This is a genomic window from Patulibacter defluvii (assembly GCF_034096925.1).
Classification (GTDB): Bacteria; Actinomycetota; Thermoleophilia; order Solirubrobacterales; family Solirubrobacteraceae; genus Patulibacter; species Patulibacter defluvii.
In genome coordinates this window covers 43,655-67,543 of sequence record NZ_JAWZSQ010000011.1, presented here as the reverse complement: position 1 = coordinate 67,543, position 23,889 = coordinate 43,655, and the positions used below count along the sequence as shown (strand labels likewise).

The following is a 23,889-nucleotide window of genomic DNA, read 5'->3' as shown; positions in this document are numbered from 1 at the left end:
CGATGGCAGACGCTCTGATCCTCGACGTCGGGCACGGCAGCGCCGCAGTAATCGTCGACGACGGCCGCGCGCTGGTCATCGATACCGGCTCCCAGGGCCAGGTCGCTGACACCCTGGCCGCCGAGGGCGTCGATCGGCTGGACATTGTCATCTCCCACCAGCACCACGACCACACCTCAGAGCTCCCGTCGCTGCTGTCGGACCCCAACCTGCACGTCGGCAAGCTGTTTCTGAACGCCGATCCCACCCGCAACCCCACCACCAAGTTCGAGAAGGATCTGCGCGTCGGCTTCCAGGACTCCTACGAACGCAACTCCACCGAGCTGCTGACCCTCAACGCCACCCTGGCGCCGGCGCAGTTCTCGTTGCCCAACCTGGCCGTGGAGGTGCTGTGGCCCGGCAGCGCCACCGCCTTCGGCGGCGTCGGCGCGACCAAGGCGTCGGGCGTGGGGACAGTGCATCCCCACGCGATGGCCGGCGTGGTCCGCATCTCCCACCCCAGCGGCCGATCGGTGCTGCTGTGTGCCGACGTCAATCACACCAATCTGCTCAGCCTGGCCGACTCGGGCACCCTGCAGGCAACCGTGTTGGTCTACCCCCACCACGGTGGCCTGTCGGGCTCCAACAACGAGGAGAAGTTCGCCACGACGCTCACCACCGCCGTGGCCCCCGAGGTCGTCGTCTTCTCCCACGGACGCGACGTTCACCAGAACCCTCGCCCCGAGGTGATCCGTGGCGTCCGCGCAGCACGCGTCAAGCCGGCGGTGCGGGTTTTGTGCACGCAGCTGTCGAAGAACTGCGCGCCGGCGCCGACAAAGATCACCGCCCACCTCGAAGACGCTCTGTCTCACGCTGGCAAGGCCACAGGAGCGAGTTGCTGCGGGACGCTTCGTGTCCGCCTAGACGGCAGCGACGCCTTGATCGCGCGTGGCTCAGAGCACCTGGCGTTCGTCTTGGAGCACGTCGACGGCAACCACTGCATGGCCCAGGCCGTGGCCCCCTCGGCGTAGGGCACCGCGGGCGCGAACGACGAAGACACCCCAGCTCACCAGTACCGCCACAAGCCACCGGCTGCTGCGCTGCAGATCGGGACGCTGCCGCGATGCGACGTCTCGGCGATGAGGCGCAGTGAACACAGATCACAGCTGCCGGGGCGGTCGCGCTGCTCGGCGGCGTCTCGTCGACAAGGCCGCCGCACGAATCGAGATCTCCGCCACCAGCAGAGACCAGATCGCGATGGCCTTGGAGAACGACGAAGGCCCTCCATCAGGAGGGCCTTCGTGACACCTTTCGGCGAGTAGCGGGGGCCCGCTTCGTTCAAAATGGTGACCGCGTCCGCCAGGTCGCCTCGCTCTCCCCAACCAAGCGCAAGGCTGCTCTAGCCGCATGAGCCGATACCGCTGACGCTCGATGACCAGCGGGACCCGCGCGAAGCGACCCTTGGTCTGTACGACATTGACGGCCAGCCACGCCGCGATCCTCGGGCCGTCGGTGGCGAAGCCCGGTGCGGCGAACAACTCGCCCAGCACCTCGGCCATCCAGTCGGGATCGCCGGCCCGGTGGGCGTCGGTGAACTCCGCGACCAAGGCGACGCGGTCGTAGATCGCGAGCACCGATACCTCCCGGTCGCGCTGGCCACCCGGTGCCTGTGCGTCCGAGGACTCGGCCAGGATGTTGGGGTGTCCTCCTATCGGCCGCTCTCTTCGCGCGGGAAGGCCAACACCAAGTTCGATTCATTGCACGAGGGCATTCCGCCCTGGATGAAGACCGCAGCCCAGCGGTGGATCGGCCCCTACCTGCGGGACGACGGGTTCATTGATTCGTTTGAGGCAGCTGCTCGCCTGGACTTCGGGCGAGAGCGGTCTGCGGGCCATCTCCATCAATGGTTCGAAACAGACGAAAGCCTGGCGCTGGATCTGCTCGACTATGCGCTCCACGCCCGCCGCGAACCACGCTATGCGCGGATACACCATCCAACCCCGGAGCAGCTTGCGTGGATGCTTGAGCACGCGGGATCGGTCTGGCAGGTCGCTGAGCGCCGCGACGACAGCGGCGAGCGCGTCGGGTTCTGGCTCGTGCGGCGCGACCTGGAGGAGGCCCAGCGAGCGGTCGAACGGCTGACCGAGGAGCCGAGCAAACCAGGCGCGTTCTTGACCGCGAGCTGGAACGCGCTTGTCCGGCGGGATCCCGATCCGAGTGGAAGCTACGACAAGGCGGTCAAGGCGGTTGAAGCGGCTATGCATCCGATCATCTCGCCGAAGAACGGGGTGGCGACGCTCGGAACGATGCGCGTAGACATCCGCAACAAGCCGTCGAAGTGGACCTTCACATCACCGGTCTCGGCGGATCTCGTACTAGCGATGACCGAAGCGCTTTGGACCGGCCATATGCGTCATGGCACGGACCAGCGGTTTGGAACGGCCGAGGACGCCCGCACGGACCACACGGTGCAGGAAGCCGACGCCGCCCTGCACCTCGCGATCACGCTGGTGGACTTCTTCGTCAGTGGTCACGTGACGCCCGCGGCCTAGTGCCGCTCAGTCCGTGGCTCGCTTGCGGCCACGGCCCGGAGCCGTCGTGGGGAGTCGGGGACGCCGCGGCGGGCGGCGTCGCCGTTGAGAGTGCGCCCTCGGCCGCCGGTCTGGCCGCTGCGGGTGAGGCCGAGTCGCGCCCGGCCGCTGGGGCCGAGGCCGAGCGCGTCGGCGAGCGAAGCCACAGCCTTGCCGGCGCGCTCTTCGATGGTGCGGGCGGGGTGGACGATCGTCGCGCCCATCTGACCTTCGGAGAACATGCCCTCCCGCGCGATCACGCGGCGGGCCTGCCGCAGCCGGGCGACCTCGACGGCGAAGACCTCGATCGCTGGCCATTCGGCCTTGTCGAGCACGTCGCCGTCCTCGAGGTCTGCGACGACGATGTCCCAGATGGCCGGGAGTCCTTGTCGAGGCCGGTCGGTCGGGTCGCTCGCGTCCGCCGACCAGCATCGGTGACGGGGTTCGTCCCTGCGCGCTTGGTCGTGTGCCGTCGCGGCGATGCGCCTCGATCGGCTCCGGTTTGCGTCCTGGACGAGCCATGCCCGCCACCTCCTTCCGTTCAACGATGTTCTGGCGGCTCTCCCGTTCGACATCTCCGAACCGCTCGTCCGGTTGACCGTCGACATCGTTCAAGACGTGCTCGCCCGCTGGGCCGACGGACGCATCGGCGACGAAGACCTCCAGTCATGGGCCGACGCGCTTGAGGTGCGCGACGACGTTGAGCCGGAGCCACCCTTCCGCGACGTGCTCAAGGACTGCCTATTCGAGCTTTCCGAGCCGACCTTGGCCGGCAAGCCGATGAGCGCACTCGCGCTCGAATGGCGCGGGCGCTTCACGAAGATCTCAGCCCGCTAAGAAGCGGGAGGGTCGTTGCGAGCACCGACGGCCGCGGGCCGGTGCCTTTGTAGGCCCGGCGGAAGCAGTTGCGCATCGCCCGCTCCGCGCCACCTGGATCGGCAGCCTCTCTATGCAGAGCCGTTTCGCGGCGCCGAGCCCATCGGCGCCGATGCGCTGTCAACTACAACCGCCCAAGCAGTCGATGGTCAGGGCGAGCGGCTGGCAGAGCGAGTTCTGCCCCGTCGAACTCGTGCCCAGCGACGCGTTCATGCGGCGCTACCAGTCCACGGGGGCTGATGAGGCGGCGCTACTCGTCGTCTCCGTGCGTCCGCGCCGCGTCGTACACCCGCCGCTTCTCGATCTCGAAGATCTGGTAGTCGGAGAGCCCGACGTCCGGATAGAACTCGCGCGCCAACCTGAAGAAGCCCTCGCCTGGCTGGCCGGAGTCAGCACGGACGACGATCACGCTCACCAATCCCCGACGTTGCTTGTACTCGCTCCTGGCGACCCGGGTCAGGATCTCATCGAGCCGCTCGTCCTTGGCTTCGAGATCCGGGACCGCCTTGATCTCGCGAGCGATCTCGGTGTAGGTCATCGTCGTCCGTATGCGCGCCCGCGCCCGAAGGGCGGCGCGGGCCTGACGCTCGGCTCGGTCCGCAACGTGGTCGGGCGTGGGCACGCCGGCAAGTTATCGCGACTCCCCCACCTCGGCCAGCGGCCAGCGAACTCAGCCGTGGCGCTTCTCGTCGATTCAACCGCCACCTCGATGGTCGTTATCGGTAGTCACGAGCGCTTCGACCCCAACGCTGGATCGAGACCCCCGGGTCCGTCGGACCACCTCTCCTGGTCGCCTCGACCGAGTTCGACCAGCGGCAGGTCGAGGACCGCCGTGTACTCATCCCGCGAGATCTCCGTGAGCAGAGCGGCGGCCCGCTCGTCGCAGCGCTCCCGAAGGCCGCTTAGCGTCGCGAGAACTCCTTGCAGGCCTTCGTGTGCCCTTCCTCAGCCGCTCGCGTGAGCGTCTCGACGCCTGTTCCTTGCCTTCTGCCAGACCGCGTCCCCATCCACCAGGCGTCAGGGGCGAGGCGCCGACCACGAAGCTTCAGCGAACGCACGTCCGGCACTCTCATGCCAAGACTTGCAATAAGGAACATGTTCCTGCTTTCCTTTCGGGTTGGTCAACCTCAAAGGAGGATCGGATGGGTCTCCGATTCAGCAGCACCCCACGGACTGCCCTGCTCTGCGCCGGGCTCTCACTCGCGTTCGGCGCTTCCGCCTGCGGCGGTCAGTCCGACGAGGACGCGATCAAGGACGTCGCGGCGGACTACCTGGCTTCGATCGTCAGCGGCGACGGGCCAGGCGCCTGCCGCAACATGACCGAAGCCGGTCGCCAAGCACTGATCGCGACGACAACTCCCGCGACAGACGAACTCGAGGAGCCCCCGACCGACTGCCAGAGCGCGGTCACCGCCTTCTACAAGACAAGCCTGGCCGCCGGCAACGAGTTGCCGCTCTCCAACGAGATCGCCGATCAGGTCCGTAAGGACGGCTCCGTGAAGATCGACGGGGACACCGCCACGCTCTCGCTTCCGGGCGATAACACCGCCCAGCCCACCCTGAAGAAGGTCGCAGGCGAGTGGAAGATCGACGACCTGGGCAACGGCGCGGGCTGAGACGCACCCCTACGGTGTCGCGCTGGCCGCGGTCCCGGCGATCGCCTTTGCTCGAGTGGAGTGGCGTAGCGATCCTGGCGACGAGCGGAGCCGCCGTGTCCGCTGCTGCGCCGCCCACCCGCCACGTTGGCGCGGCTCTTCTAACCTGGCGCGCCATCGGGCTAATCGCTACTTGCGGATGAGCCCTGCCGTCAGCTAACGGGGTCTCGCACGCCGGCCCCGCGGCTCACGCGAGATGTTGGCCTGTCTCCGGCTTCCCGTACGTCTACTTGCCGCTGATCCGATGAGCAGGCGTCCGCGATATTCGTGCCCCAACTGCGCCCCTCCACTCGGCAGGAACACCTGAACCACAGGCATCTGTCCACTCCTCCTGATCGGACGCTCCGGCGATCCTGCGGGGTCTCGTTAATCCTCCCAAGCGCGTCGAGCGATGAGATCCTCTATCTCATCGGTCCAGAGTCGCGAGTCGACGGGTCCGAGAGCCTCTCGCGCCCAGTCTCCTACTAGCCGGTCGATCAGGAAGGCGCTCGCGGCCTCGACCGCGGCATCAGCAGAGGCTTGCTGCGGGGCGATCGAGACGACCAGCCCGTCGGCCAGCGTGAGTAGCCAGTTCCCGGGATCTCCTCCCGCCTGACTGCGGCCGAGCGAGGCGACGGGCCTGCACCCATCGAGTTGGAACGCGACACCGGTCTGGCCGCCTTTCGACTGCGATCTCAGAGACTGGCGCGCGAAGTCCCGAAAGCGTCGCGCGATCTCATCCGCCACATCGATGGACTCGGCCAGCAGACGGGCCCGTTCGATCACGTTGCTGGTCGCACGTGCGCGCTCCTCCAAGGCGCGAACGTCGCCGATCAGCCGGCTAGTTGCGTCGTCTTCCCGGGCCACGTCCACAGGACTTTCAGGCGAGATACGGACGGATCTTACGCCCCGATGGCCGTACAGCCGACCCAGTTCATCGTGACCGACTTCTTCGCCGTATCCGGTTTACCGATGATGTCGACATCCGCAACCGCTCGGTACAAGTACTTACGCGATCCGTGTTTGACACATCGATGCCGAACGTTGACCCTCACCCGTTCGAACCGCTTCTCTCGAAGCCACCGAGCATCGGTGTCGAGAAACACCCAGTGAGTACCGCTCCACTGGTAGAGCCAGGCTCTCGTGTATCCCGTATCGCCCAGCAGCCGGTTGTCGAGCGCCTTCCACCACGCATGCGCCGACACGTCAGTCCCGTTCTTCGAGATGTGGGGATAGTCGACATACTGAATAAAGGGCATGTCGTAGACAGGCCCCGCCCGAAGAAGGCCGCCGTCATCAGGGGACGACGGATCGGGCTCAGCAGCGCTCTCGTTCAGAAGCCCTGACTCCGGGGAGAGGTCGTACTCATCCTGTTCATCGGCGGGGTTCGTCTCCTCGGCGTCCGGACCGCAGACAAGACCCCGCTCCGTTTCAGCATCTTCGTAGTACTCTGGCGCGTCGTCGGGACCCGTGGAGACGTCCTCGCAGGACTTCTTGACCAGGAACTGCGCTTCCTTCTCGTGCCCGACCGCGTCCGTCGCCACGACTCGAACGATGTAGCCCCCGGCCCGGAAGGTATTGGCCGGTGGTGTCCAAGTGGTCGTTAGCGGCTTGCTGTCTCCGGTCTGCGTTTGCTCGGTGGTCGAGGCCAGAACTTCGTTGACGTAGACGTCAATTCGCTGCACTCCGGACCGGCGTTGATCTGCCGCTCCACCATCGACGCCGTCAGCTGCCATGACGGTCAGGTCTCGCACCTCGCCCTGGGAAAGCGGGGTGTCGCGTTGACTGAAGAGCGCGCCCGACAGCGTCATCTCGGGCGCGGTCTTGTCGATCTTCAGCGCGAGCGGCTTCGTACCAATCCGACCGCCGGCGTCCGTGACACGCATGGTGTAGTTGCCGATGCCCTCGGGCACTGGGGCGACGCCGACGGGACCGTTGAAGGTGAAGGGGCAGAGGGTCTGGCCGGTGAGCGGACAGGTAGGAGCGACGCCGGGGGAGTACAGCGTCGTGTTGGCTTGGTCGTAGATCTCGAGCTTCTCGATCCCGGTGCCGCGGTCGGTCGCGGTCGTGGTGATCGTGGAGGTCAGGCCCATCCAGCCGGTCGTGCCGATGGTGTTCGGCGTGACGGAGTCGACGGTCGGTGCGACGTTGTCGGCAGCGAACAGCTTGGTCCAGCCGATCCGCAGATGGCTCGCCGGGCGGGCACCCGTGCCGTAGTAGCCGAAGTCGTAGAGCGTGGCCGAGAACACCGAATCGGGCTTCCCGGTCGCCGGCGGCGCGTCCGGGTTGGTGCCGACGTAGACGCGATAGGTCGCGCCCGTCGTGCCGCTGGGAATGAGCCGCAGGTTGTTGCCCATCGGCGCGTTCCAGCCGCCCGAGGCGTTCATCAGGTTCGAGCGCTGCGGGGTGGGATGGTTGACGTCGTTGGAGCTGAGCATCCCGATGTTGACGTTCGGGTCCTGCGCAGCGAACGCGTTGGCGACCTCGACGTTGTAGTTCAGCCCCCCGAACTCGGCCTTCCAGTAGAAGCCGTGCTCCGGAGAGACCTTCTGGGTGTTGTTGAGCGGATTGGTCGTCCCGACGTTCTGATCACCCGGCGCCCACCGCGTCCACCCACCCCACGCATTGGCGGCGTAGCCCGCCGTCCCGGCCGTGCCGTCGACCCTCAAGCCGCGCTTGTTGAGGTCGGGGTCCGTCACGGGCATCGTCATCGTGAACGGGACGGCGCTGGAGGACCTCGCCCAGGCCCAGGAGTCGGTGTTCGTGTCGCCCGTGCTCCACTTCGACTCCATCTGGGGATCGATGATCACCGGAGCCTTGACCTTGGCCAGATCGGTCATCAGGCGGTAACTGATCGTGTCGCCATCGAGCGTCGTCTCGATCGGAACGCTGATGCCATCGGCGTCGGTGGCGGCCGCCGGCGAGACATCACCGAGCACCTCGCCATCGGCGCCGAGGATCCGCACCGATCCGTCCTCGCCGAGCTTCGCGCTCGCGCCGCTGGGGAGGTCGAGCTTGGCCCGCTGAACCTGACTGGCGCCGCTGCCACGCAGCAACCACCCGTAGCGGATGCCGGACCCAACGCTGCGGGTGATCAAGTCCGTGTCGCCGTCGATGTTGGGGTACACGACGTCCGTCGAGTAGGACGTCGCGGTGCTGTCGCTCCCGGCTGGAGCGAGCTTGACCCCAAGGTCACCGACCCGGAACGTCCCGCCAGCCGCCTCGGGCACCGATGTCGGCACCAGCGCGCTCTTGACGACCAGCCGCGAGCCCTGGGCCTTGAACCGCAGGTCCGCAGGCTGCCAGTCTCCCCCGTCCTCGGAATCCGGAGCGGGAACCGCCAGCGGGATGTCCGCGATGACCGCGCCGCCCGGCTTGCCGTCCTTGCCCTCGAGTTGCAGCGCGGTCGGGCCGAGTGCCCGCACGATCTGATCGGCCGGCGGCACGATCGGATCCCCGCCCGCCAGTGCCGGCGCCGCCTCGGCCGCGAGCGAGTGCGCCCTCGCCGCGCTGATCTCGCCGTCGTTGACCTCGTGCGACTCGCGAATCTCAGCGCTCGTCGACTTCTCCGGCGCGTCTGGCCGCTCGGCACCCTGCGCGAGCCACGCGAGTCCCGCCGAAAGGTGATCCCGCATCGAAGGCGTGATCTCCAATGACGGCCTCCCGGGCTCAGAACCGTCCGAGGCGACGGCCATGCCCCCGACCGCGCCGACCGAGAGCGCGCTCAGCGCAAGCGAAAGACCGACCGCTCGTGTTCGACGCACCACACACCTCAGACCCTGGTTGACAGACCGCGACTCGGCGAGTCACGGTGGGACTCCGGACGCAACAGCGTGCGGCCCGGCCACGGTAGGCCGGCGGCTGGCCCCTGTCAACACACGTCGGCAGATCTCATCCCGCCCTCAACGGCACCTGGACGGATAGCGGAGACTGCCTTCCATGGGTCGAGGCCTCCGGCGGTTGGGACGCGGATCCAACCGTCGTGGATCTCGTCCAGGTCGACCGGCGGGGGCACGGTGCTTCCCCGCAGGTACGCCGCGCCGACTATGACGCAAAGCAGCGCGTCCAGCGCATCGGGCGCTGCATCGTCGAGGTCGAATCTCTCCCCGACGACAAGGAGCCCGCTTTCGCGCAGGGCGCCCGCAAGTCCGGCGTAGCCCCCGCCCCACCCCGTCGCATCCGTGTGCTCCCGCATCCAGTGGCGGACCGCGCGCGGATAGGTCTCGAGGACGACTACCCCCCGGGCCCGCAGTTCGCGCGCGAGGACGATCGCTCGCGCCGCGATCATGCCGAGCCGCATCGTGGCCCCCGGCCGCGGGCCTCCGGACGCGGCCAACGCGAACTCGCACTCACGGGCGGTGACCGGATGCCAGCCCTCGGCCCACATGCGCCGGACCCACGCGGATCCGTCCGGCTGGTCAAGCTCGCGGCCGCGGTCACGGAGGGCGGGTGGCAGCGTGAGCGGCGCGTCGATCACGACTATGTCGCCGGCCGCGAGATGGGCCAGCCGCATCCGCAGTTGCTTCTCGCCGAGCAGCGGGCTCGGTGAGCGGGGCAGCAGCCCTAGGTCGACGACCACGGCCCGCCCGTCCGCCTCGACGCTGGCTTCGGCCCATCCCGTCGTCCTTGACCGGACCCCGGCCAGGTCGATCCCGACAACTCGACAAGGAACATGTTCCGTGGCGATCACGGGAGCGGGATTCGATCGTGACCGGTCTTGTCCTCCTCGCCCCTCCCCTGTCGTGCCCCGTCGCCCGGTCGCGCCTGACCCGATCGCCGCAGCCTTCGGCCGGGCCATCCGCCACGCGCGAACGGCCCGTGGCGAGACACTGGAGGACGTCGCGGGCCGCATCCCGACGACCGGCCGCAACGGTCGGGGCACGATGGATCCTCGTTACCTCGGCGAGATCGAGGCTGGCTGGCACGCGCCGTCGATCGTCCGGGCGGTGGCGATCGCCGAGGCGCTGGAGACGTCTCTCGCTGATCTCGTAGGCGTCCTCGACGCGCGGGATGATTCGGTATGACCCGCTCTCGCGAAAAGCCCGAAGTCACTGCGGCGAAGAAGGACCTCTACGACGACGCCTGCGCGCTCTACGAGCGGATCAAGGACGAAGTTCGGATTCCGGGTGACGACGGGAAGGAGCGCCCCTACGTCGCTGCCCGATTCAGGCAGAAGGTCGAGCGCGATCATGCGGCTGGCCTGATCATCAAATCTGTCAGCCAGATCATCAATCGAAGGACCACCGGATTCGACCGACTCGAAGCGGCCGGCCGGCCCGACCTCTTCCTCGAGATCCTGGTCGTCAACCAGAACAAGCCCTACCACGGTCTGTTCAGCACAACGCTGGTTCAGATCGCACGCGACCGCCTGACCGCCTACCTGTCGTCGAACCCCCAGGTCTCCGATGAAGCCCTCGAGGCCGTCTCGGTCGCCCTGGGGACGAAACAAGACTGAACGCCTCGCCGACGTGGCGCTGTGACGGCTGTGACGGCCGTGATGCGTACGGTCGGAGACGCGGCGGTCAGCGCGCCGTGCGTCGTTGGACCGTCCAACCGCGACCGTTGCCGCTTCTCGCCGCCCAGCACTCCAGCGCCTCCGCCGGAGTGGGTGCAGGCCGCAACCGCCACGACAATGCCCGGGCCTCGTCCTTCCGGCTGACGCTCGGGCAAGGACGCAGACAGCGCCGCGCCGCCCCGCCTCCGAAGCACCCACGACTGCCTGCCGCCCGCCCCCTCAGGACCAGCCGTCACAGCCGTCACACGGCACACTGTGCGGGTCACGCCGCGCCGGTTGACGAGCGACGCCCGTACCGCCGCCTGAGGCTTCGCAGCGTTTCCTCAGCCTCCTCCTGGGTCGGTGTGGGGCGCTGAGGAGTTGCGAAGCCGCGTTGGCGCGCGGCGGGGAAGGCCGACTGGTAGATGTCCTTGAGGGTTGCGACGAAGCGCCCGTCCTCGTACGGGTCCGTCGGCCGGATCGCGACGATCTTGACCGGGAGGCTGGCGCGCATCGCGGCCGGGAAGCTCGCCGGATCGGTGGGCATTCCGATGTACTTCCCGGGCGAGGCCCCGTCGCCACTACCGGATGCGGGAGCGTCCGACGGCAGCGCGACCCGTCCGTCCGAATCCACGAGGCGGTAGCTGCCGTGCCCTCCCCGTACCGCCGCGATCAGCAGCCGACGAGCCTCCCGGGCCCGAGCCCGGTCCCTGGGCGTTAGCGGATCCCCCTCGCGACAGAGCTTTCGCTCCACTGCACGCCGGGCGCCTTCCCAGGAGCAGGCCCGCGACGATCGCAATCTCTCCATCGGGGGCCCGCCGGGCGGAACGTGGCGCAGGGCGAAGTCCTCGAACGCGTCCTGGCCTCGACGAATCGCGCGGTCGTCGAGACCCCAGGAATCAGCCCATCGCTCCCAGTCGAACAGCCACTGGCCATGCTCATGCCAGAACGGTGCCGACGGCCCGACGTTGCGAAGCGCCTCTCGAGCCCGACTCTCGATCTCGATCAGGACGGACGCCGGCACCGGGCCCGCGGGCAACGCCGGAAGGGGCCGCTCGAGGTGACAGACAGGGTCGAGCCCTGCCTCGTCCGGGAGTTCCAGCCTGGCGCCAGGGTTCGCGTCGAGCAGGGCCTCGTGAATGGCCCGCGGTCCCCACGAGACCCCGAGGAGCGCCGCAGACGCGAACCGCCCCAGCCCCGCGAGGTAGGCATCGACCGCGTCCCTGAACGCGTTGGCCCGATCGCCGTCGTCGCCCGAGAAGGCGCCTGCCGGCACCGCCTCCCAATGCCGAAGCTCGTCCCACCGGGCTCTCACCATGCGGTCGCGCTCCTCCTCGCAACGCCGGGAGAACTCCTGCTTGCTCGAGACGTCATCCAAGAAGGCCTGGGCCTCGCGCCGGAGTTCCGCGACCTGCTCGACTGGCAGCACCGCCGTGAGGTTATCGCTGATTCCACCTCACGTTCCCGCCTGAGCGTACGCCGCGCCGGAAGCTCGAGCCGTGCCGCAGACGCCGCAGACCGACTGGGAGGTGACCGTGCGACTCGCTCAGCAGACGTGCCAGCGACGTCGCCGCGCGCAGTTCCAGGTGCTGCTGCGTCTGCTGACGCACTCCAACGACCCCGGGAACGACCGGGGGAAGGAAGCACGATGAACAGCCAGCCGAACGTCGCGGACGCGATCCGCGACCACATCACGCGCCACGTGCGCACGCCGACCGCGCACGAGGTGACGGCGACGACCCTGTGGACCCTCCACACCCACCTGATCGACGTCGCCACGACCACGCCGTACCTGCTCGTCACGAGCCCGGTCCACGGGTGCGGGAAGTCGACGCTGATGAACATCCTCACCAACCTGACCGCGAATCCGTGGGCGACGTCGCACACCTCGGTGGCCGCGCTCTACCGCAGCGTCGCCGGCCGCACGGTGCTGCTCGACGAGGTCGACACGATGCTCGCCCACCCGGGGATCTCGCGCGACCTCGGCGCGGTCCTCAACGCCGGGTACGCTCGCGGTCCGGCGTCCGTGATCAATCGCTGCGTGGGGGACGCGCACAAGCCGACGGCGTTCGACGTCTTCGGGGCGAAGCTCATCGCGGGCATCGACCTGCCGGCGAAGCTGAAGGCGTCGACCCTCAGCCGCACGATCGAGATTCGCCTGGAGCGCGCCCACGGGAGCGAGGGTCTGGTGCCGTACGGGGACGAGGCGTCCACCAAGACCTCCGTCGAACTGCGGGCGTCTATCGCCGAATGGGCCGACGAGCACCGGGACGTTCTCGCCAGCGCGACGGTCACGAGCGTCACCCACAGCGACATGCGGTACCTGCAGGTGTGGCAGCCGCTGCTGACGATCGCCCGCATGCTGGGGCCGGAGTGGGCGACCGCCGCACGGCAGGCGTTCGAGGCCCTCGCGCCCGAGGCGGAGGACACGTCCGACGAGACGATTCGCCTCACGCTTCTGCGCGACCTCCGCCGGGTGTTCCTCGAGCCGGGCGGCCGGAACCTCACCACCGACCAGATCCTGACGGCGCTCAAGGACCTCGACGACTCGCCGTGGCGTGTCTGGGGCCACCGCCGCACCACGCCCGGCCTGACCGCGCGGGACCTGGCCGGCCTGTTGCGCCCGTTCCGCGTCCGCCCGGTGACGATCCGCGTCGGGCGCCACAACGAGCAGACCAAGAAGGGGTATCGCTACGCGGACCTCGTGCCGGTGTGGGAGCGGTACTCCGACAAGCTCGACCTCGAGGACGAGGAACCGGTCTACGGCGAGTTCGGAGACGAGCCCCTCGACCCGGATGTTCTCGGTGCCGCGTCCGATCCCGGTGCCGAAGATTCCCGGCCCGAGGGCAGCCGGTGGCTGTAGCGCGCGCCGGGACTCGGGTCCTTGCGCCCGCTCCCCCCGCCTGATTTCCTCGAATTCCGACAATGGTTAACAAGATTCATGAAGCTCCTCCCTCGCCCGCCCCCGACCGCCCCGCCTGGGCGGCGGGGCGGCCGGCCTCGCCGTCCGTCGCGAACTCCCCTGACCAGGGCCCGGTTAGCCGTCCGCACGACGGGCGCGGCGGTCGCACGTCGGGGAACGGGGGCATCAGGTGAGCGATCTCCGCATGGCCTTCTACGGTCGCCTGTCGACCACCGACAAGCAGGATCCCACGCTCTCGTTCCCCAGCCAGCTCAAGGCTTGCCGGCGCAAGGCCGAGGATCTCGGCGGCGCCGTCACCTGCGAGTTCACCGATCAGGAATCCGGCGCCAAGCAGGACCGCCCCGGCTGGGGCGCCCTCACGCACGAGGCCCGTGATCGCGACGGTCGCCGGTTCGACGCGGTCGTCGTCTACGCGACCTCGCGGCTGGCGCGCGACCGGCTCGTCGCCGCGCTCTATGAGCGGGAGCTGCGGCAATGCGGCGTCGAGATCCACTACGCGACCGGCGCGGGCGACCCCACGACCCCGGAGGGCTCGCTGTTCGTGGGCATGCAGCAGCTGTGGGACGAGTTCGAGCGGGTCAAGCTCGCGCGCGAGACCAAGCGCGGGATGCGCGAGGCGAGCGAGCAGGGCTACCGCGTGGGGGGTCGAGCCCCCTACGGCTACCGCCGAGTGCTCGAGGGCCTGCCCGCGGGCCACCTGGGGGACCGGGAGAAGCATCGCGTCACGTTGGAGCCCGATCCGGAGCAGGCAGCGGTGGTCGCCGAGATCTTCGACCTCTACGCCCGTCGCGGCAAGTCGCTCAAGGCGATCGCCGACCTTCTCAACCAGCCGGGAGGCCCGCCCTCCCCTCGCCACGTCGACAGCGCGCGCAACCTCCGCAACCACTGGGCCGCCTCGACGATCCGCTCGATGCTGGCCAACCCCACCTACACCGGGGCGACCGTCTGGAACCGCCTGGACTTCGCGTCGGCCCGCCAGTTCGGCGGCGGCGCGCGTCAGCGTGCCCGTGAGGAGTGGACCATTACCGAGCACACCCACCTGCCGCTCGTCGACCCGGAGACCTTCACCGCTGCCCAGGACCGCCTGGCCAGCCGCAAGCGGGGGCCGCGCGAGGCAACCAAGCGCAAGTACCTGCTCGCGGGCATCATCCGCTGCAACGCCGGCCACCAGCCCCTGTCCATGCACGGCAAACGCCGCAAGGGACACACGTACTACGCCTGCTCATACGGGACCGACTACGGCGAGACCGCCGCCGCCGAGGTCCACGGTGGCGCCAAGTGGATCTACCTGCGCGAGGACCATGTGCTCGATCTCGTGGAGCGCTTCCTCGCGCAACGAGTCTTCGGACCGCTGCGTCTGGACCGCCTGGAGAAGCAGCTCGCGGCCGAACGGCGCGGGCGCCGAACGGAGGGCCAGCGCGCCGCCAAGCGCCTCCGCGACCAGATCGCCGACCTCGACCGCCGGATGAAGGCCCAGGTCCAGGCCCTCGAAGCCGGTGTCGAACCGGAGCTCGTCGCCGAGCGCATCGCCGAGTTGCGAGCGGACCGCGAGACCGCCCAAGCCACGCTCGCCGACCTGCACCCGCAGGACGTCGACGAGCGGGAGGACGTCCTGGCCGAGCGCCTGCGCCGCGTGCCCGACCTGACCCAGGCCTACCGCGACGCCACACCCGAGATCCAGCGCCAGACGCTCGACGCCTTCGACATCCAGGTTCTCGTCGACAAGCCCAACGGCCGGATCGAGATCTCCGCGACCATCAGCGACCAGGTCGCGGCCGCCCTGGAGAACGAGAAGACCCTCCGTGAGGAGGGCCTGATCGTCACCAGTAGTGACATAGCGGGGGCAGGATTCGAACCTGCGACCTTCGGGTTATGAGCCCGACGAGCTACCTGACTGCTCCACCCCGCGTCGGTGTGTTGCGGCGAGGGACTATAGCAGCGCGTTCACGTGGGCGTCACGCGCCGCGGGGGTCTCAGACCGCGACGCCGATGCCGCCGCGGCCGCGCATGACGAGGTGGGCCATCTGGTCGCCGAGCTGGCGGGGGGTCCAGGTGTCGGGCTCGGCGAGGAGGGCGCGGGCGGCGCTCTCCCCCAGGCCGACGACGACGTAGCCCAGCAGCCGGCCCTGGCGCTCGGCGTCCTCGACGCCCTGGTTGGCGAGCCAGGCCTGGGCGAGCGCGCCGATGGTCTCGATCTGCTTCTCGCGACCGCGCTGGACGCGGCGGTTGATCGCGGCGTCGGTCCCGCCTGCCCCGAGGAAGATCACCTGGAAGGCGGCCGGCGAATCGACCACGGCCTGGAGGAACGCGGTCAGGGCATCCGAGATCAGGGGCTCGATGTCCCCCGTCTCCAGCCGCTCCGGCAGGGCCGCGCCGATCGCGTCGAGGATCCGCTCCTCCTCGCGCCGCAGCAGCTCGCCGAACAGCGCCTCCTTGCCCGGGAAGCTGCTGTAGACCACCGGCTTCGACACGCCGGCCCGGCGCGCGATCGACTCCATCGACGCGCCCTCGTACCCGCGCTCGAGGAAGACCTCGAAGGCCGCGTCCAGGATCATCGGCCGGCGCCGCTCGGGCCCCAGGTGCGCCGCCCGCGGGCGCGTCCCGCCGCGGGCGTTCGCCGCCGCGCGGGTCGCCGCCTTCCCGGCTTTGGCCACCGCCTTGCGGGCGGACTTGGCGGTCTGGGGCAGGGCGGAGCGCGTCGATTTGGGCATCAGCGTGGGGGCAGGAGACGGGGCGACCCAGTCGGCGGAAGTGGCCGCAAACCCCGTCGGGGTGGAACGTTTCGCTGACTACCCTACCGCCAGTACCGGCCGTCTCCGACGGGCTCTCGTCACATCACCCCGGATCGGCGGGGTGCTCGCTCGCCCGGCCTTTCCGTCCCGGCGCCCGGCGGTGGGACGGATAGCCTGCCGCCATGCGCCTGGCCGCCGTCGACCTGGGTTCCAACTCGACCCGCCTCCTGATCGCCGACCTCGACGACGAGGGCCGCCTGACCGAGCTCGAACGGCGCAGCACCGTCACCCGCCTCGGCCAGGGCGTCGACCGCGACGGCCGCCTGAACCCGACCGCCGTCACCCGCGTCACCGACGAGCTGGCCGTCGTCCGCCGGCTGCTCGACGAGCACCGGGTCGAGCGGGTCGTCGGCGTCCTCACCAGCGCCGTCCGCGACGCCGAGGACGGCGCCGCCTTCACCGCCCGCGTCCGCGACGAGTTCGGGATCGACGCCCGCACCATCCCCGGCGAGCAGGAGGCGGCCCTGACCTTCCTCGGCGCCACCAGCGGCCGCGCCCCGAGCAACGACCGGATCGCCGTGGTCGACGTCGGCGGCGGCAGCACCGAGTTCGTGATCGGCCGCGGCCAGGAGGTCGAGTTCCGCGTCTCGACCCAGGCCGGCGTCGTCCGCCAGACCGAGCGCCACGTCGACCACGACCCGCCCCGCCACGACGAGCTGACCGCGATGGCCGAGGACGTCCGCGCGATCTTCGCCGCCGCCGTGCCCGAGGAGGTCCGCCGCGGGGTCGACGCGATCATCGCCGTCGCCGGCACCGCCACGTCGTGCGCCGCGATCGCCCAGGAGCTCGACCCCTACGACGCCGACCGCGTCCATGGCTACCGGCTGACGCTGGCCGAGATCGAGTCGCTGCTGGCCCGGCTGGCCCAGATGGACGAGCCCGAGCGGCGCCGCGTCCCCGGCCTCCAGCCCGACCGCGCCCCGACCATCGTCGCCGGCTGTGTGCTGCTCTCCAACGCCCTGCGGCAGTTCGACGCCGTCGCCTGCGAGGTCTCCGAGCACGACATCCTGCGCGGCGCGGTGATCGCCGCCGCCACCGGCCAGCTCTGAGCCGGCCGGCCTCCGCCCGTCCCTCAGGCCAGGTTCGACTTGCGCGGGTAGGCGACCGCCGGATCGGTCAGGACGTTGACCAGCGACGGCAGCCCCGACGCCAGCGCCCGCTCGAGCGCCGGCCGCAGGTCGTCCGGCCGCTCGACCAGCTCGCCGTGCCCGCCCAGCGCCTGCACCACCTGGTCGTAGCGCGTGCCCGGTCGCAGGTCCGCCACCACCGAGTAGCCGTAGAGGAACTCCATCGGGTGCTTCTCCAGCGCCCAGATGCCGTTGTTGCCCATCACCGACACCACCGGCACCCCGTGCCGCGCCAGCGTGTCGTACTCCATCCCGCTGAAGCCGAACGCGCCGTCGCCCTGCAGCAGCACCACCTGCCGGTCGGGGTGGGCCAGCTTCGCCGCCAGCGCGTAGCCCGGCCCCGAGCCGAGGCAGCCGAACGGCCCGGGGTCGAGCCACGCCCCCGGCACGTAGCTGTCGATCACGCGCCCGGCGTAGCTGCCGAAGTCGCCGCCGTCGATCACCACGATCGCGTCGCGGTCGAGCATCTGGGCCAGCTCGCCGTAGAGCCGCATCGGGTGCAGCGGCGCCCGATCGTCGGCCAGCTCGGCCCGCTCCCGCTCCCGCTTCTCCGTCTCGGCCGCCCGCAGGTCGCGCAGCCACGCCCCACGGGCGGTCGCGACCGTCGCCGCCGGCGGCGCGTCGCCGGCCGCGGCCAGCGCGCCGAGGATCTCCGGCAGGCCGCCGTAGAGCGCCGCCGCCACCGGCCGCGGATGGTCGCGCTCGGGCTCGATCCGGTCGACGACGATCAGCTCCGTCTCGGGCCCGAAGGCGTCGCCGAAGCCGAGCCGGAAGTCCATCGGCACCCCCACCACCACCGCCACGTCGGCCTGGCCGAGCGCCTGCCCGCGCGTGCGCGCGAACGCCAGCTCGTGGTCGGCCGCGACCACCCCGCGGGCCATCCCGTTCATGAAGACCGGCGTCCGCAGCGCCTCGGCCAGCCGCAGCAGCGCGACCTCGCCGTGGCCCCACCAGACGTTGGTCCCGGCCATGATCACCGGCCGCTCGGCGTCGCGCAGCAGCGCCACCGCCCGGTCGAGGGCGGAGCCGTCCGGGGCCGGCCCGACCGCCGGCGCCCCTGCGCCGCCGTAGGGGCCGTCGGCCAGTGCGCCGGGCGTGCCCGGGTCGTCGGCCTCGGTGAAGACGTGGTCGAGCGGGAAGTCGACGAAGGCCGCCCCCGACGGCGCCCCGCAGGCCGCCCGCAGCGCATCGTCGACCAGCCCGGGGATCTCGCCCGGGGCCTCGGCGGTGGCCGCGAAGCGGGTCAGCGGCCGCACGAACGGCACGTGGTCCATCTCCTGCAGCGAGCCCATCCCCCACCGCAGCGCCGGCGCGCGTCCGCCCAGCACCACCAGCGGCGACTGGTTCTCCTGCGCCGAGCCGAGGGCGCTCATCCCGTTGGTGACGCCGGGGCCGGCGGTCAGCGCCGCCACGCCCGGCGTGCGGGTGACCTTCGACCAGCCCTCGGCGGCGAACGCCGCGGTCTGCTCGTGGCGGGTGTCGACCAGCCGGATGCCCTCGCTGCGGCAGCCGTCGTAGAGCGAGAACAGGTGCCCGCCGGAGAGCGTGAAGAGGGTGTCGATCCCGCTCGCCCGCAGTCGTCGCGCGATCAGCCGGCCGCCGTGGAAGCGCTCCGGCTCGGCGCCGGCGGTCGCGTCGTTCGTCATGCGCCCGACCCTATCCGCGGGGGCGGACCCGGAGCCACCGGCGGCCCTCAGGCCTGGTCCCGGTCGTGAGCCAGCTCGCCCAGCCGCCGCTCCAGCTCGCCGGTCGGCTCCTCGGCGCGGCCGGCCAGCAGCGGGGCGTGGAGCCGGACCGGCGTCCGCTTGCCCTTGACCGGCGCCGGCGGCCGGCCGGAGATCGTCCCGTGGTCGCGACGCAGGCGGCGGCGGGTCTCCTCGGTGAAGAGCACGACGTCGCCGGTCTGGCGGGTGATCGCCTCGACCCGGTGGGCGGTGTTGACCGCGTCGCCGATGACGGTGAAGGTCACCCGGTTGCCGCCGCCGATCGTGCCGGCGACGACCGTCCCGCTGTTGACCCCGATCCCGACCTGGAGCCGGCGCCCGAACCGCTGGCGGACCGCGCGGGCGACCTCGATCGTCGCCGTGACCGCCGCGTCGGCGTGGTCGGTGAGGGCGACTGGGGCGCCGAAGACGGCCAGCAGCCCGTCGCCCTGGAAGGCGTTGGCGCTGCCGCCGTAGCGCTCCAGCACCGGCACCACCACCTCGTAGAACTCGTTCAGCAGCGCGAAGACCTCGTGCGCGTTGGCCGACTCGGCGAAGGCGGTGAAGCCGCGGATGTCGATGAAGGCGACGGTCACCTCGCGCAGCTCGCCCTCCAGCCGCGGGCCCTCGTCCAGCAGCCGCTCGGCGACCACCGGATCGACGTAGGCGTCGAGCGCCTCGTGCAGCCGGTCGCGCTCGCGCAGGCCCTCCAGCGCGACGTTGAAGGAGCGCGCCAGGCGACCGATCTCGTCGCCGCCGAGGACCGGCGCGCGGGTCCCGAGGTCACCGCCGGCGACCCGCTCGGTGGTCTGCTGGAGCGCCCGCAGCGGGGCGATGAAGCTGCGGGCCAGCAGCGCCGAGAGGCCGAGGGCGATCGTGGCGCTGACGGTCAGCGCGACCGCCACGCCGAGGCCGAAGCCGGAGAGGCCGGTGTCGCCGTTGCTGAAGCCGGCCACGATCCCGCCGGTCACCACCGTGATCAGCGGCACCCCGACCAGCAGCCGCCAGCGCAGCGAGAGGGTCGCGTCCAGGTAGGAGTTGTCCGGCAGCACCGGCGCGATCGCCTCGACCACCGGCCGCAGCACCAGCTCCAGCTCCAGGAAGCGGACGAGGATGCCGGCGCTGATCACCACCGTCGCCGCCAGCCCGAGCGCGAAGCCGCTGGGGAAGACGGCCAGGCCGGCGATCAGGCAGATCGCGACGATCGTCAGCGTCGCCCAGATCAGGGTCCGGACCGCGGCCCCGGCGGCGACCATCCGCAGCGGCAGCCCGGTGAGGGCCCGCCAGGCGGTGATCGCCTCGGCGACGCCGTCCTCGGGATCGCGGCCGTGCCAGCGGGCGGCGTCGGCCAGGGCCGGCCGCGCGGCCCGCAGGACGACGAGGTTCTCGATCAGGGTCAGGCCCTGGGCGACGGCGAAGATCGCCAGCCACTCCCCCAGCGAGAGGCTGACGTAGCGGGCCAGGACCAGCAGGCCGCAGAGCACCACGACGTGCGCCTGCGCCACCACCAGCAGCACCGCGACGTACGGATAGCGGGCGCCGAGACGACGGTAGAGCTCGTGCAGCGGGCGCCGGGGCACGGAGGGATTGTCCCAAGAACGGCGGCGCACGATCGAACTCCCGTTCGACCGTCCAGCTCGGATCAAATTTCGTCTTGACTTATATAAGTCGCTGCGCAAATATCGTCGCCGTGCACGCGTTCGACGTCCTCGGAGACCCGGTTCGCCGCCGGATCCTCGAGCTGCTCGCCGATGGGGAGCAGGCCGCCGGCCAGGTCGCCGACGCGATCCGCCGCGAGTTCGGCATCAGCCAGCCGGCCGTCTCGCAGCACCTGCGGGTGCTGCGCGAGCACGGCTTCGCGACCGTCCGCCCCGAGGGCACGCGGCGGCTCTACGCCGTCGACGCCCGCGGGGTCCACGAGGCCCGCGAGTGGCTGAGCGCCTTCGACCGCTTCTGGATCGGGCCGCTGGCCGCGCTCGACACCGAGCTGGCGCGCGGGCGCCGTGCACGCCGGCTGGCCGCCGAGGGCGAGCCGGCCGCGAACCGGGAACCCGAGGAACAGGAGTAGCCATGCTGGACGTCGAGGGGCAGTTGGGCGCGGTCGCGCGCGCGGTCCGGACCGAGGAGGTCGACGGCGAGCCGACGCACATCCAGACGATCGGCCAGGAGTACCCCTCCCCGATCGACGACGTCTGGGAGGCGGTCACCACCGGCGAGCGGATCGCCCGCTGGTTCCTGCCGGTCTCGGGCGACCTGCGCCTCGGCGGCCGCTACCAGCTGCAGGGCAACGCCGGCGGCGAGGTGCTGGCCTGCGATCCCCCGCGCGACGGCCGCGCCAGCTACCGCGTGACCTGGGAGTACGGCCCCGGCGTCACCTGGCTGACCGTGCGGCTGACGGCGATCGCCGACGACCGCACGCGGGTCGAGCTGGAGCACGCCGCCCGCGTCGCCGACGTGCCCGCCGGCTGGTGGCAGCAGTACGGCCCCGGCGCGACCGGGATCGGCTGGGACCACGGGCTGCTGGGCCTGGCGCTGCACCTGGGCACCCAGGACGTCTCGATCCCGCCCGAGGAGGGCGCCGCCTGGATCGCCTCCGACGAGGGCGCCCGCTTCACCCGCGGGGCGGCCGATCGCTGGGCCGCGGCCCACGTCGCCGGCGGCGGCGATCCCGAGGCCGCCGGCCGCGCCGCCGACGCCGCGTACGGCTTCTTCACCGGCCGCGACCCGAACGGCTAGCCCGCCCCGTCAGGGCTCGCGCGGCGGCAGCTTGGCCGCGACCGCCGCCGCGTCGAGCCCGTCGACGGCCACCAGCTTGTCGCGCGAGAGCTGGCCCTGGACCAGCTCGATCCGTCCCCGCGCGACCCCCAGCTCGCGGGCCAGCAGCCGGCAGAGGGCGACGTTCGCGCGGCCGTCGACCGGCGGCGCCGAGACCCGCACCAGCAGCCGCTCGCCGCGCCAGCCGACGAGCGCGTCGCGGCCGCCGCGGGGTTGCAGCCGCACCGGGATCGTCGTCCGCTCGCTCACGAGCCGGTACCGTAGAGGAGACGGTTCGCAGCCAACTCGGTGGCGCGCGTGGCCGGCCCCGGGGACGATCGCCCGATCGCCCGCGCCGACCGCAACCTTCGCCGGGGTGGCGTGTTTCGACCCCGCGGACCCAGGATCCCCGTGGAAGTCTCTGCGCTCGATACCGCCCCCGCCCTGCGCGGCCCCTCGACCCTGCTGCGCCTGCAGGGCGACGAGCGGCTCGTCGCGCTGACCCGGCGCGGCAACCAGGCCGCCTACGAGGTCCTGGTCCAGCGGTACCAGTCGCGGCTGCTCGCCTTCTGCCGCCACATGCTCGGCAGCCGCGAGGACGCCGAGGACGTGCTCCAGGAGGTCTTCGCCAACGCCTTCAACGCGATCATCGGCGACGACCGGTCGATCAACGTCCGTCCCTGGCTCTACCGGATCGCGCGCAACCGCTGCCTCAACCACCTGCGCAAGATCCAGCCGGTCGGCGTCGACACGATGGACGACCGGATCGCGGACAACGGCACGTCGGCTGCCGACACCGCCCACCGCCGCGAGGAGTTCCGCGAGCTGCTCGGCGACGTCCGCGCGCTGCCGGAGACCCAGCGGACCGCCCTGCTGCTGCGCGAGATCGACGCCCTCTCCTACGACCAGATCGCCGAGGCGATGGACACCACGGTGCCCAGCGTCAAGTCGCTGCTGGTGCGGGCCCGCGTCGCGCTCGCCGAGGCCTCGGAGGCCCGCAACCTGACCTGCGAGGAGGTCCGGGACGAGCTGGGCGAGGTCGCCGAGTCGCTGCGCCGGATCAGCCCGCCGGTCCGCCGGCACCTGAAGGAGTGCGAGCGCTGCGCCGCGTTCCAGACCCACCTGAAGGCGAACAACCGCGCGCTGCAGGCGATCTTCCCGATCGGGCCGCTGGTGCTGGCCAAGAAGCTGCTGGCCCACGTCACCGCCGGCGCCGGTGCCTCGAGCGGCGCGGCGGTCGGCGGCGCCGCGGCCAGCTCGGTCACCGGCGGCCTGGTCACCACCGGCGTCTCGGCGCTGGCGACGAAGACCGCCGCCGGCCTCGCCGCCGCCGCGCTCGTGACCGCCGGCGCGGTCGAGGTCGACCACGCCCGCAGCCTCAGCCGCGCGACCGCGATCGAGCTGGAGGCGCCGGTCCGCGCCGCCGCCCCTGCGCCGGTGCCGGTGCCGACCGTCCACGTGCCGGCCGCGGCCCCCGCGACGCCCCCGAAGGCGACGCCGGCCGAGCCCGACCGCACGCTCGCCTCGGTCGCCGCGGCCACCACCGAGGCCGCGCGCGCCTCGACCCGCACGACGACCTCGACCACGACGTCGACGGCGACCACCACCACGACCGTCCCGCCGACCACCGCCACCGCGACGACCGCGGTGCCGCCGCCGACGACCGGCACCACCACCGGCCCGACGACCGCGCCGACCACGACCGTGCCGCCGATCGACAGCGGCGAGCAGACCGTGACGCTGCCGAAGGTGCCGACGACGCCGAAGAAGCCGGGCACCACGACGCCCACGCCCGGCGGCACCACCACGGCGCCGACCGGGACCGGCACCAGCGGCACGCCCGAGTCGACGACGCCGGCCGCCCCCGCTCCGACGCCGACCCCGGGCGCCGGCGGCCAGCTGGCCGCGCCGCAGCTGCAGGCCCGTCCCCGTGGCGTCGCCAAGGCGCGACCGCGCGCAACGCTGCGGATCGGCCGCGGGGTCGCCGGCTTCCGGATCGCCGCCGCCCGCCGGGCGCGCTGAGCCCGCGGACGCGCC

23 protein-coding genes, 1 tRNA gene and 1 pseudogene are annotated in these 23,889 nt (G+C 71.1%); 12 read left to right on the top strand and 13 right to left on the bottom strand.

The window, feature by feature from the left end:
- The first annotated feature begins 2 nt into the window (after positions 1 to 2).
- Positions 3 to 1,010: a ComEC/Rec2 family competence protein gene (locus SH587_RS13030; RefSeq protein WP_320671055.1), complete on the top strand. Its 1,008-nt coding sequence runs from the start codon at positions 3 to 5 to the stop codon at positions 1,008 to 1,010.
- Between the two features lie 129 nt (positions 1,011 to 1,139).
- Here the strand turns inward: SH587_RS13030 and SH587_RS13025 are convergent, their stop codons facing one another.
- Positions 1,140 to 1,613: a hypothetical protein gene (locus tag SH587_RS13025; protein WP_320671054.1), complete on the bottom strand. Its 474-nt coding sequence runs from the start codon at positions 1,611 to 1,613 to the stop codon at positions 1,140 to 1,142.
- Between the two features lie 66 nt (positions 1,614 to 1,679).
- Between SH587_RS13025 and SH587_RS13020 the strand changes: the two genes are divergently transcribed.
- Positions 1,680 to 2,531 carry a hypothetical protein gene (locus tag SH587_RS13020; protein WP_320671053.1) on the top strand — a complete coding sequence of 284 codons (852 nt, stop codon included), beginning with the start codon at positions 1,680 to 1,682 and terminating at the stop codon, positions 2,529 to 2,531.
- Here SH587_RS13020 and SH587_RS13015 read toward each other — a convergent pair.
- Positions 2,528 to 3,124 carry a P27 family phage terminase small subunit gene (locus tag SH587_RS13015; RefSeq protein WP_320671115.1) on the bottom strand — a complete coding sequence of 199 codons (597 nt, stop codon included), beginning with the start codon at positions 3,122 to 3,124 and terminating at the stop codon, positions 2,528 to 2,530. The two genes, SH587_RS13020 and SH587_RS13015, sit on opposite strands and share 4 nt — an antisense overlap.
- Between SH587_RS13015 and SH587_RS13010 the strand changes: the two genes are divergently transcribed.
- Entirely contained in the window at positions 3,030 to 3,386 is a 357-nt protein-coding gene (locus SH587_RS13010; RefSeq protein WP_320671116.1) for a hypothetical protein, read from the top strand. The two genes, SH587_RS13015 and SH587_RS13010, sit on opposite strands and share 95 nt — an antisense overlap.
- A 289-nt stretch (positions 3,387 to 3,675) precedes the next feature.
- Here SH587_RS13010 and SH587_RS13005 read toward each other — a convergent pair whose 3' ends face one another.
- Positions 3,676 to 3,963, bottom strand: a complete 288-nt coding sequence (locus SH587_RS13005; RefSeq protein ID WP_320671052.1) for a hypothetical protein — start codon at positions 3,961 to 3,963, stop codon at positions 3,676 to 3,678.
- A 604-nt stretch (positions 3,964 to 4,567) separates the two neighbouring features.
- Between SH587_RS13005 and SH587_RS13000 the strand changes: the two genes are divergently transcribed.
- Positions 4,568 to 5,041, top strand: coding sequence for a hypothetical protein (locus SH587_RS13000; protein WP_320671051.1), 474 nt, complete (start codon positions 4,568 to 4,570; stop codon positions 5,039 to 5,041).
- Positions 5,042 to 5,446: 405 nt separating this feature from the next.
- Here SH587_RS13000 and SH587_RS12995 read toward each other — a convergent pair whose 3' ends face one another.
- From SH587_RS12995 to SH587_RS12985, 3 genes are all read right to left on the bottom strand, one after another.
- A complete protein-coding gene (locus SH587_RS12995; RefSeq protein WP_320671050.1) occupies positions 5,447 to 5,926 on the bottom strand; it encodes a hypothetical protein in 480 nt (159 codons plus the stop codon).
- Positions 5,927 to 5,961: 35 nt separating this feature from the next.
- Positions 5,962 to 8,826, bottom strand: a complete 2,865-nt coding sequence (locus SH587_RS12990) for a hypothetical protein (protein ID WP_320671049.1) — start codon at positions 8,824 to 8,826, stop codon at positions 5,962 to 5,964.
- A gap of 104 nt (positions 8,827 to 8,930) precedes the next feature.
- Positions 8,931 to 9,749 (bottom strand): DUF429 domain-containing protein, encoded by an 819-nt coding sequence (locus tag SH587_RS12985; RefSeq protein ID WP_320671048.1) that lies wholly within the window; start codon positions 9,747 to 9,749, stop codon positions 8,931 to 8,933.
- Between the two features lie 52 nt (positions 9,750 to 9,801).
- Here SH587_RS12985 and SH587_RS12980 point away from each other — a divergent pair, with 52 nt between their 5' ends.
- A complete protein-coding gene (locus SH587_RS12980) occupies positions 9,802 to 10,083 on the top strand; it encodes a helix-turn-helix domain-containing protein (protein WP_320671047.1) in 282 nt (93 codons plus the stop codon).
- Positions 10,080 to 10,514 (top strand): hypothetical protein, encoded by a 435-nt coding sequence (locus SH587_RS12975; protein ID WP_320671046.1) that lies wholly within the window; start codon positions 10,080 to 10,082, stop codon positions 10,512 to 10,514. The genes SH587_RS12980 and SH587_RS12975 overlap by 4 nt, the downstream gene beginning before the upstream one ends.
- A 322-nt stretch (positions 10,515 to 10,836) precedes the next feature.
- On the opposite strand, the gene SH587_RS12970 is transcribed toward SH587_RS12975, so the two are convergent.
- Positions 10,837 to 11,982, bottom strand: coding sequence for a hypothetical protein (locus SH587_RS12970; protein ID WP_320671045.1), 1,146 nt, complete (start codon positions 11,980 to 11,982; stop codon positions 10,837 to 10,839).
- 219 nt (positions 11,983 to 12,201) lie between these two features.
- On the opposite strand from SH587_RS12970, the gene SH587_RS12965 reads away from it, so the two are divergent.
- The gene (locus SH587_RS12965) at positions 12,202 to 13,416 is read left to right on the top strand and encodes a DUF3631 domain-containing protein (protein WP_320671044.1); all 1,215 of its coding nucleotides are present in this window, start codon (positions 12,202 to 12,204) and stop codon (positions 13,414 to 13,416) included.
- Positions 13,417 to 13,660: 244 nt separating this feature from the next.
- Positions 13,661 to 14,512, top strand: a pseudogene (locus tag SH587_RS24660) (recombinase family protein); the annotation flags it as partial.
- A 186-nt stretch (positions 14,513 to 14,698) separates the two neighbouring features.
- On the opposite strand, the gene SH587_RS12955 reads toward SH587_RS24660, so the two are convergent.
- The 3 genes from SH587_RS12955 to SH587_RS12945 all read right to left on the bottom strand — a co-directional run bounded on the left by SH587_RS12955 (position 14,699) and on the right by SH587_RS12945 (position 16,187).
- Positions 14,699 to 15,058: a hypothetical protein gene (locus tag SH587_RS12955; RefSeq protein ID WP_320671042.1), complete on the bottom strand. Its 360-nt coding sequence runs from the start codon at positions 15,056 to 15,058 to the stop codon at positions 14,699 to 14,701.
- A 253-nt stretch (positions 15,059 to 15,311) separates the two neighbouring features.
- Positions 15,312 to 15,385 (bottom strand) — tRNA-Met (locus SH587_RS12950).
- A gap of 64 nt (positions 15,386 to 15,449) precedes the next feature.
- Complete coding sequence (locus tag SH587_RS12945; protein ID WP_320671041.1) at positions 15,450 to 16,187, bottom strand: TetR/AcrR family transcriptional regulator; 738 nt, start codon at positions 16,185 to 16,187, stop codon at positions 15,450 to 15,452.
- Between the two features lie 203 nt (positions 16,188 to 16,390).
- On the opposite strand from SH587_RS12945, the gene SH587_RS12940 reads away from it, so the two are divergent.
- On the top strand, positions 16,391 to 17,317 hold the full coding sequence (locus tag SH587_RS12940) for a Ppx/GppA phosphatase family protein (protein WP_320671040.1): 927 nt from the start codon (positions 16,391 to 16,393) through the stop codon (positions 17,315 to 17,317).
- 23 nt (positions 17,318 to 17,340) lie between these two features.
- Here SH587_RS12940 and SH587_RS12935 read toward each other — a convergent pair whose 3' ends face one another.
- Both SH587_RS12935 and SH587_RS12930 read right to left on the bottom strand, forming a co-directional pair.
- Positions 17,341 to 19,041 carry an acetolactate synthase gene (locus SH587_RS12935; protein WP_320671039.1) on the bottom strand — a complete coding sequence of 567 codons (1,701 nt, stop codon included), beginning with the start codon at positions 19,039 to 19,041 and terminating at the stop codon, positions 17,341 to 17,343.
- A 47-nt stretch (positions 19,042 to 19,088) separates the two neighbouring features.
- On the bottom strand, positions 19,089 to 20,678 hold the full coding sequence (locus SH587_RS12930; RefSeq protein WP_320671038.1) for an adenylate/guanylate cyclase domain-containing protein: 1,590 nt from the start codon (positions 20,676 to 20,678) through the stop codon (positions 19,089 to 19,091).
- Positions 20,679 to 20,788: 110 nt separating this feature from the next.
- Here SH587_RS12930 and SH587_RS12925 point away from each other — a divergent pair, with 110 nt between their 5' ends.
- Positions 20,789 to 21,166 carry an ArsR/SmtB family transcription factor gene (locus SH587_RS12925; protein WP_320671037.1) on the top strand — a complete coding sequence of 126 codons (378 nt, stop codon included), beginning with the start codon at positions 20,789 to 20,791 and terminating at the stop codon, positions 21,164 to 21,166.
- A gap of 2 nt (positions 21,167 to 21,168) precedes the next feature.
- Positions 21,169 to 21,834: an SRPBCC domain-containing protein gene (locus SH587_RS12920; RefSeq protein ID WP_320671036.1), complete on the top strand. Its 666-nt coding sequence runs from the start codon at positions 21,169 to 21,171 to the stop codon at positions 21,832 to 21,834.
- A gap of 9 nt (positions 21,835 to 21,843) precedes the next feature.
- Here SH587_RS12920 and SH587_RS12915 read toward each other — a convergent pair whose 3' ends face one another.
- Positions 21,844 to 22,122, bottom strand: a complete 279-nt coding sequence (locus tag SH587_RS12915) for a DUF167 domain-containing protein (RefSeq protein ID WP_320671035.1) — start codon at positions 22,120 to 22,122, stop codon at positions 21,844 to 21,846.
- 141 nt (positions 22,123 to 22,263) lie between these two features.
- Between SH587_RS12915 and SH587_RS12910 the strand changes: the two genes are divergently transcribed.
- Entirely contained in the window at positions 22,264 to 23,874 is a 1,611-nt protein-coding gene (locus SH587_RS12910) for an RNA polymerase sigma factor (RefSeq protein WP_320671034.1), read from the top strand.
- Positions 23,875 to 23,889: the final 15 nt, after the last annotated feature.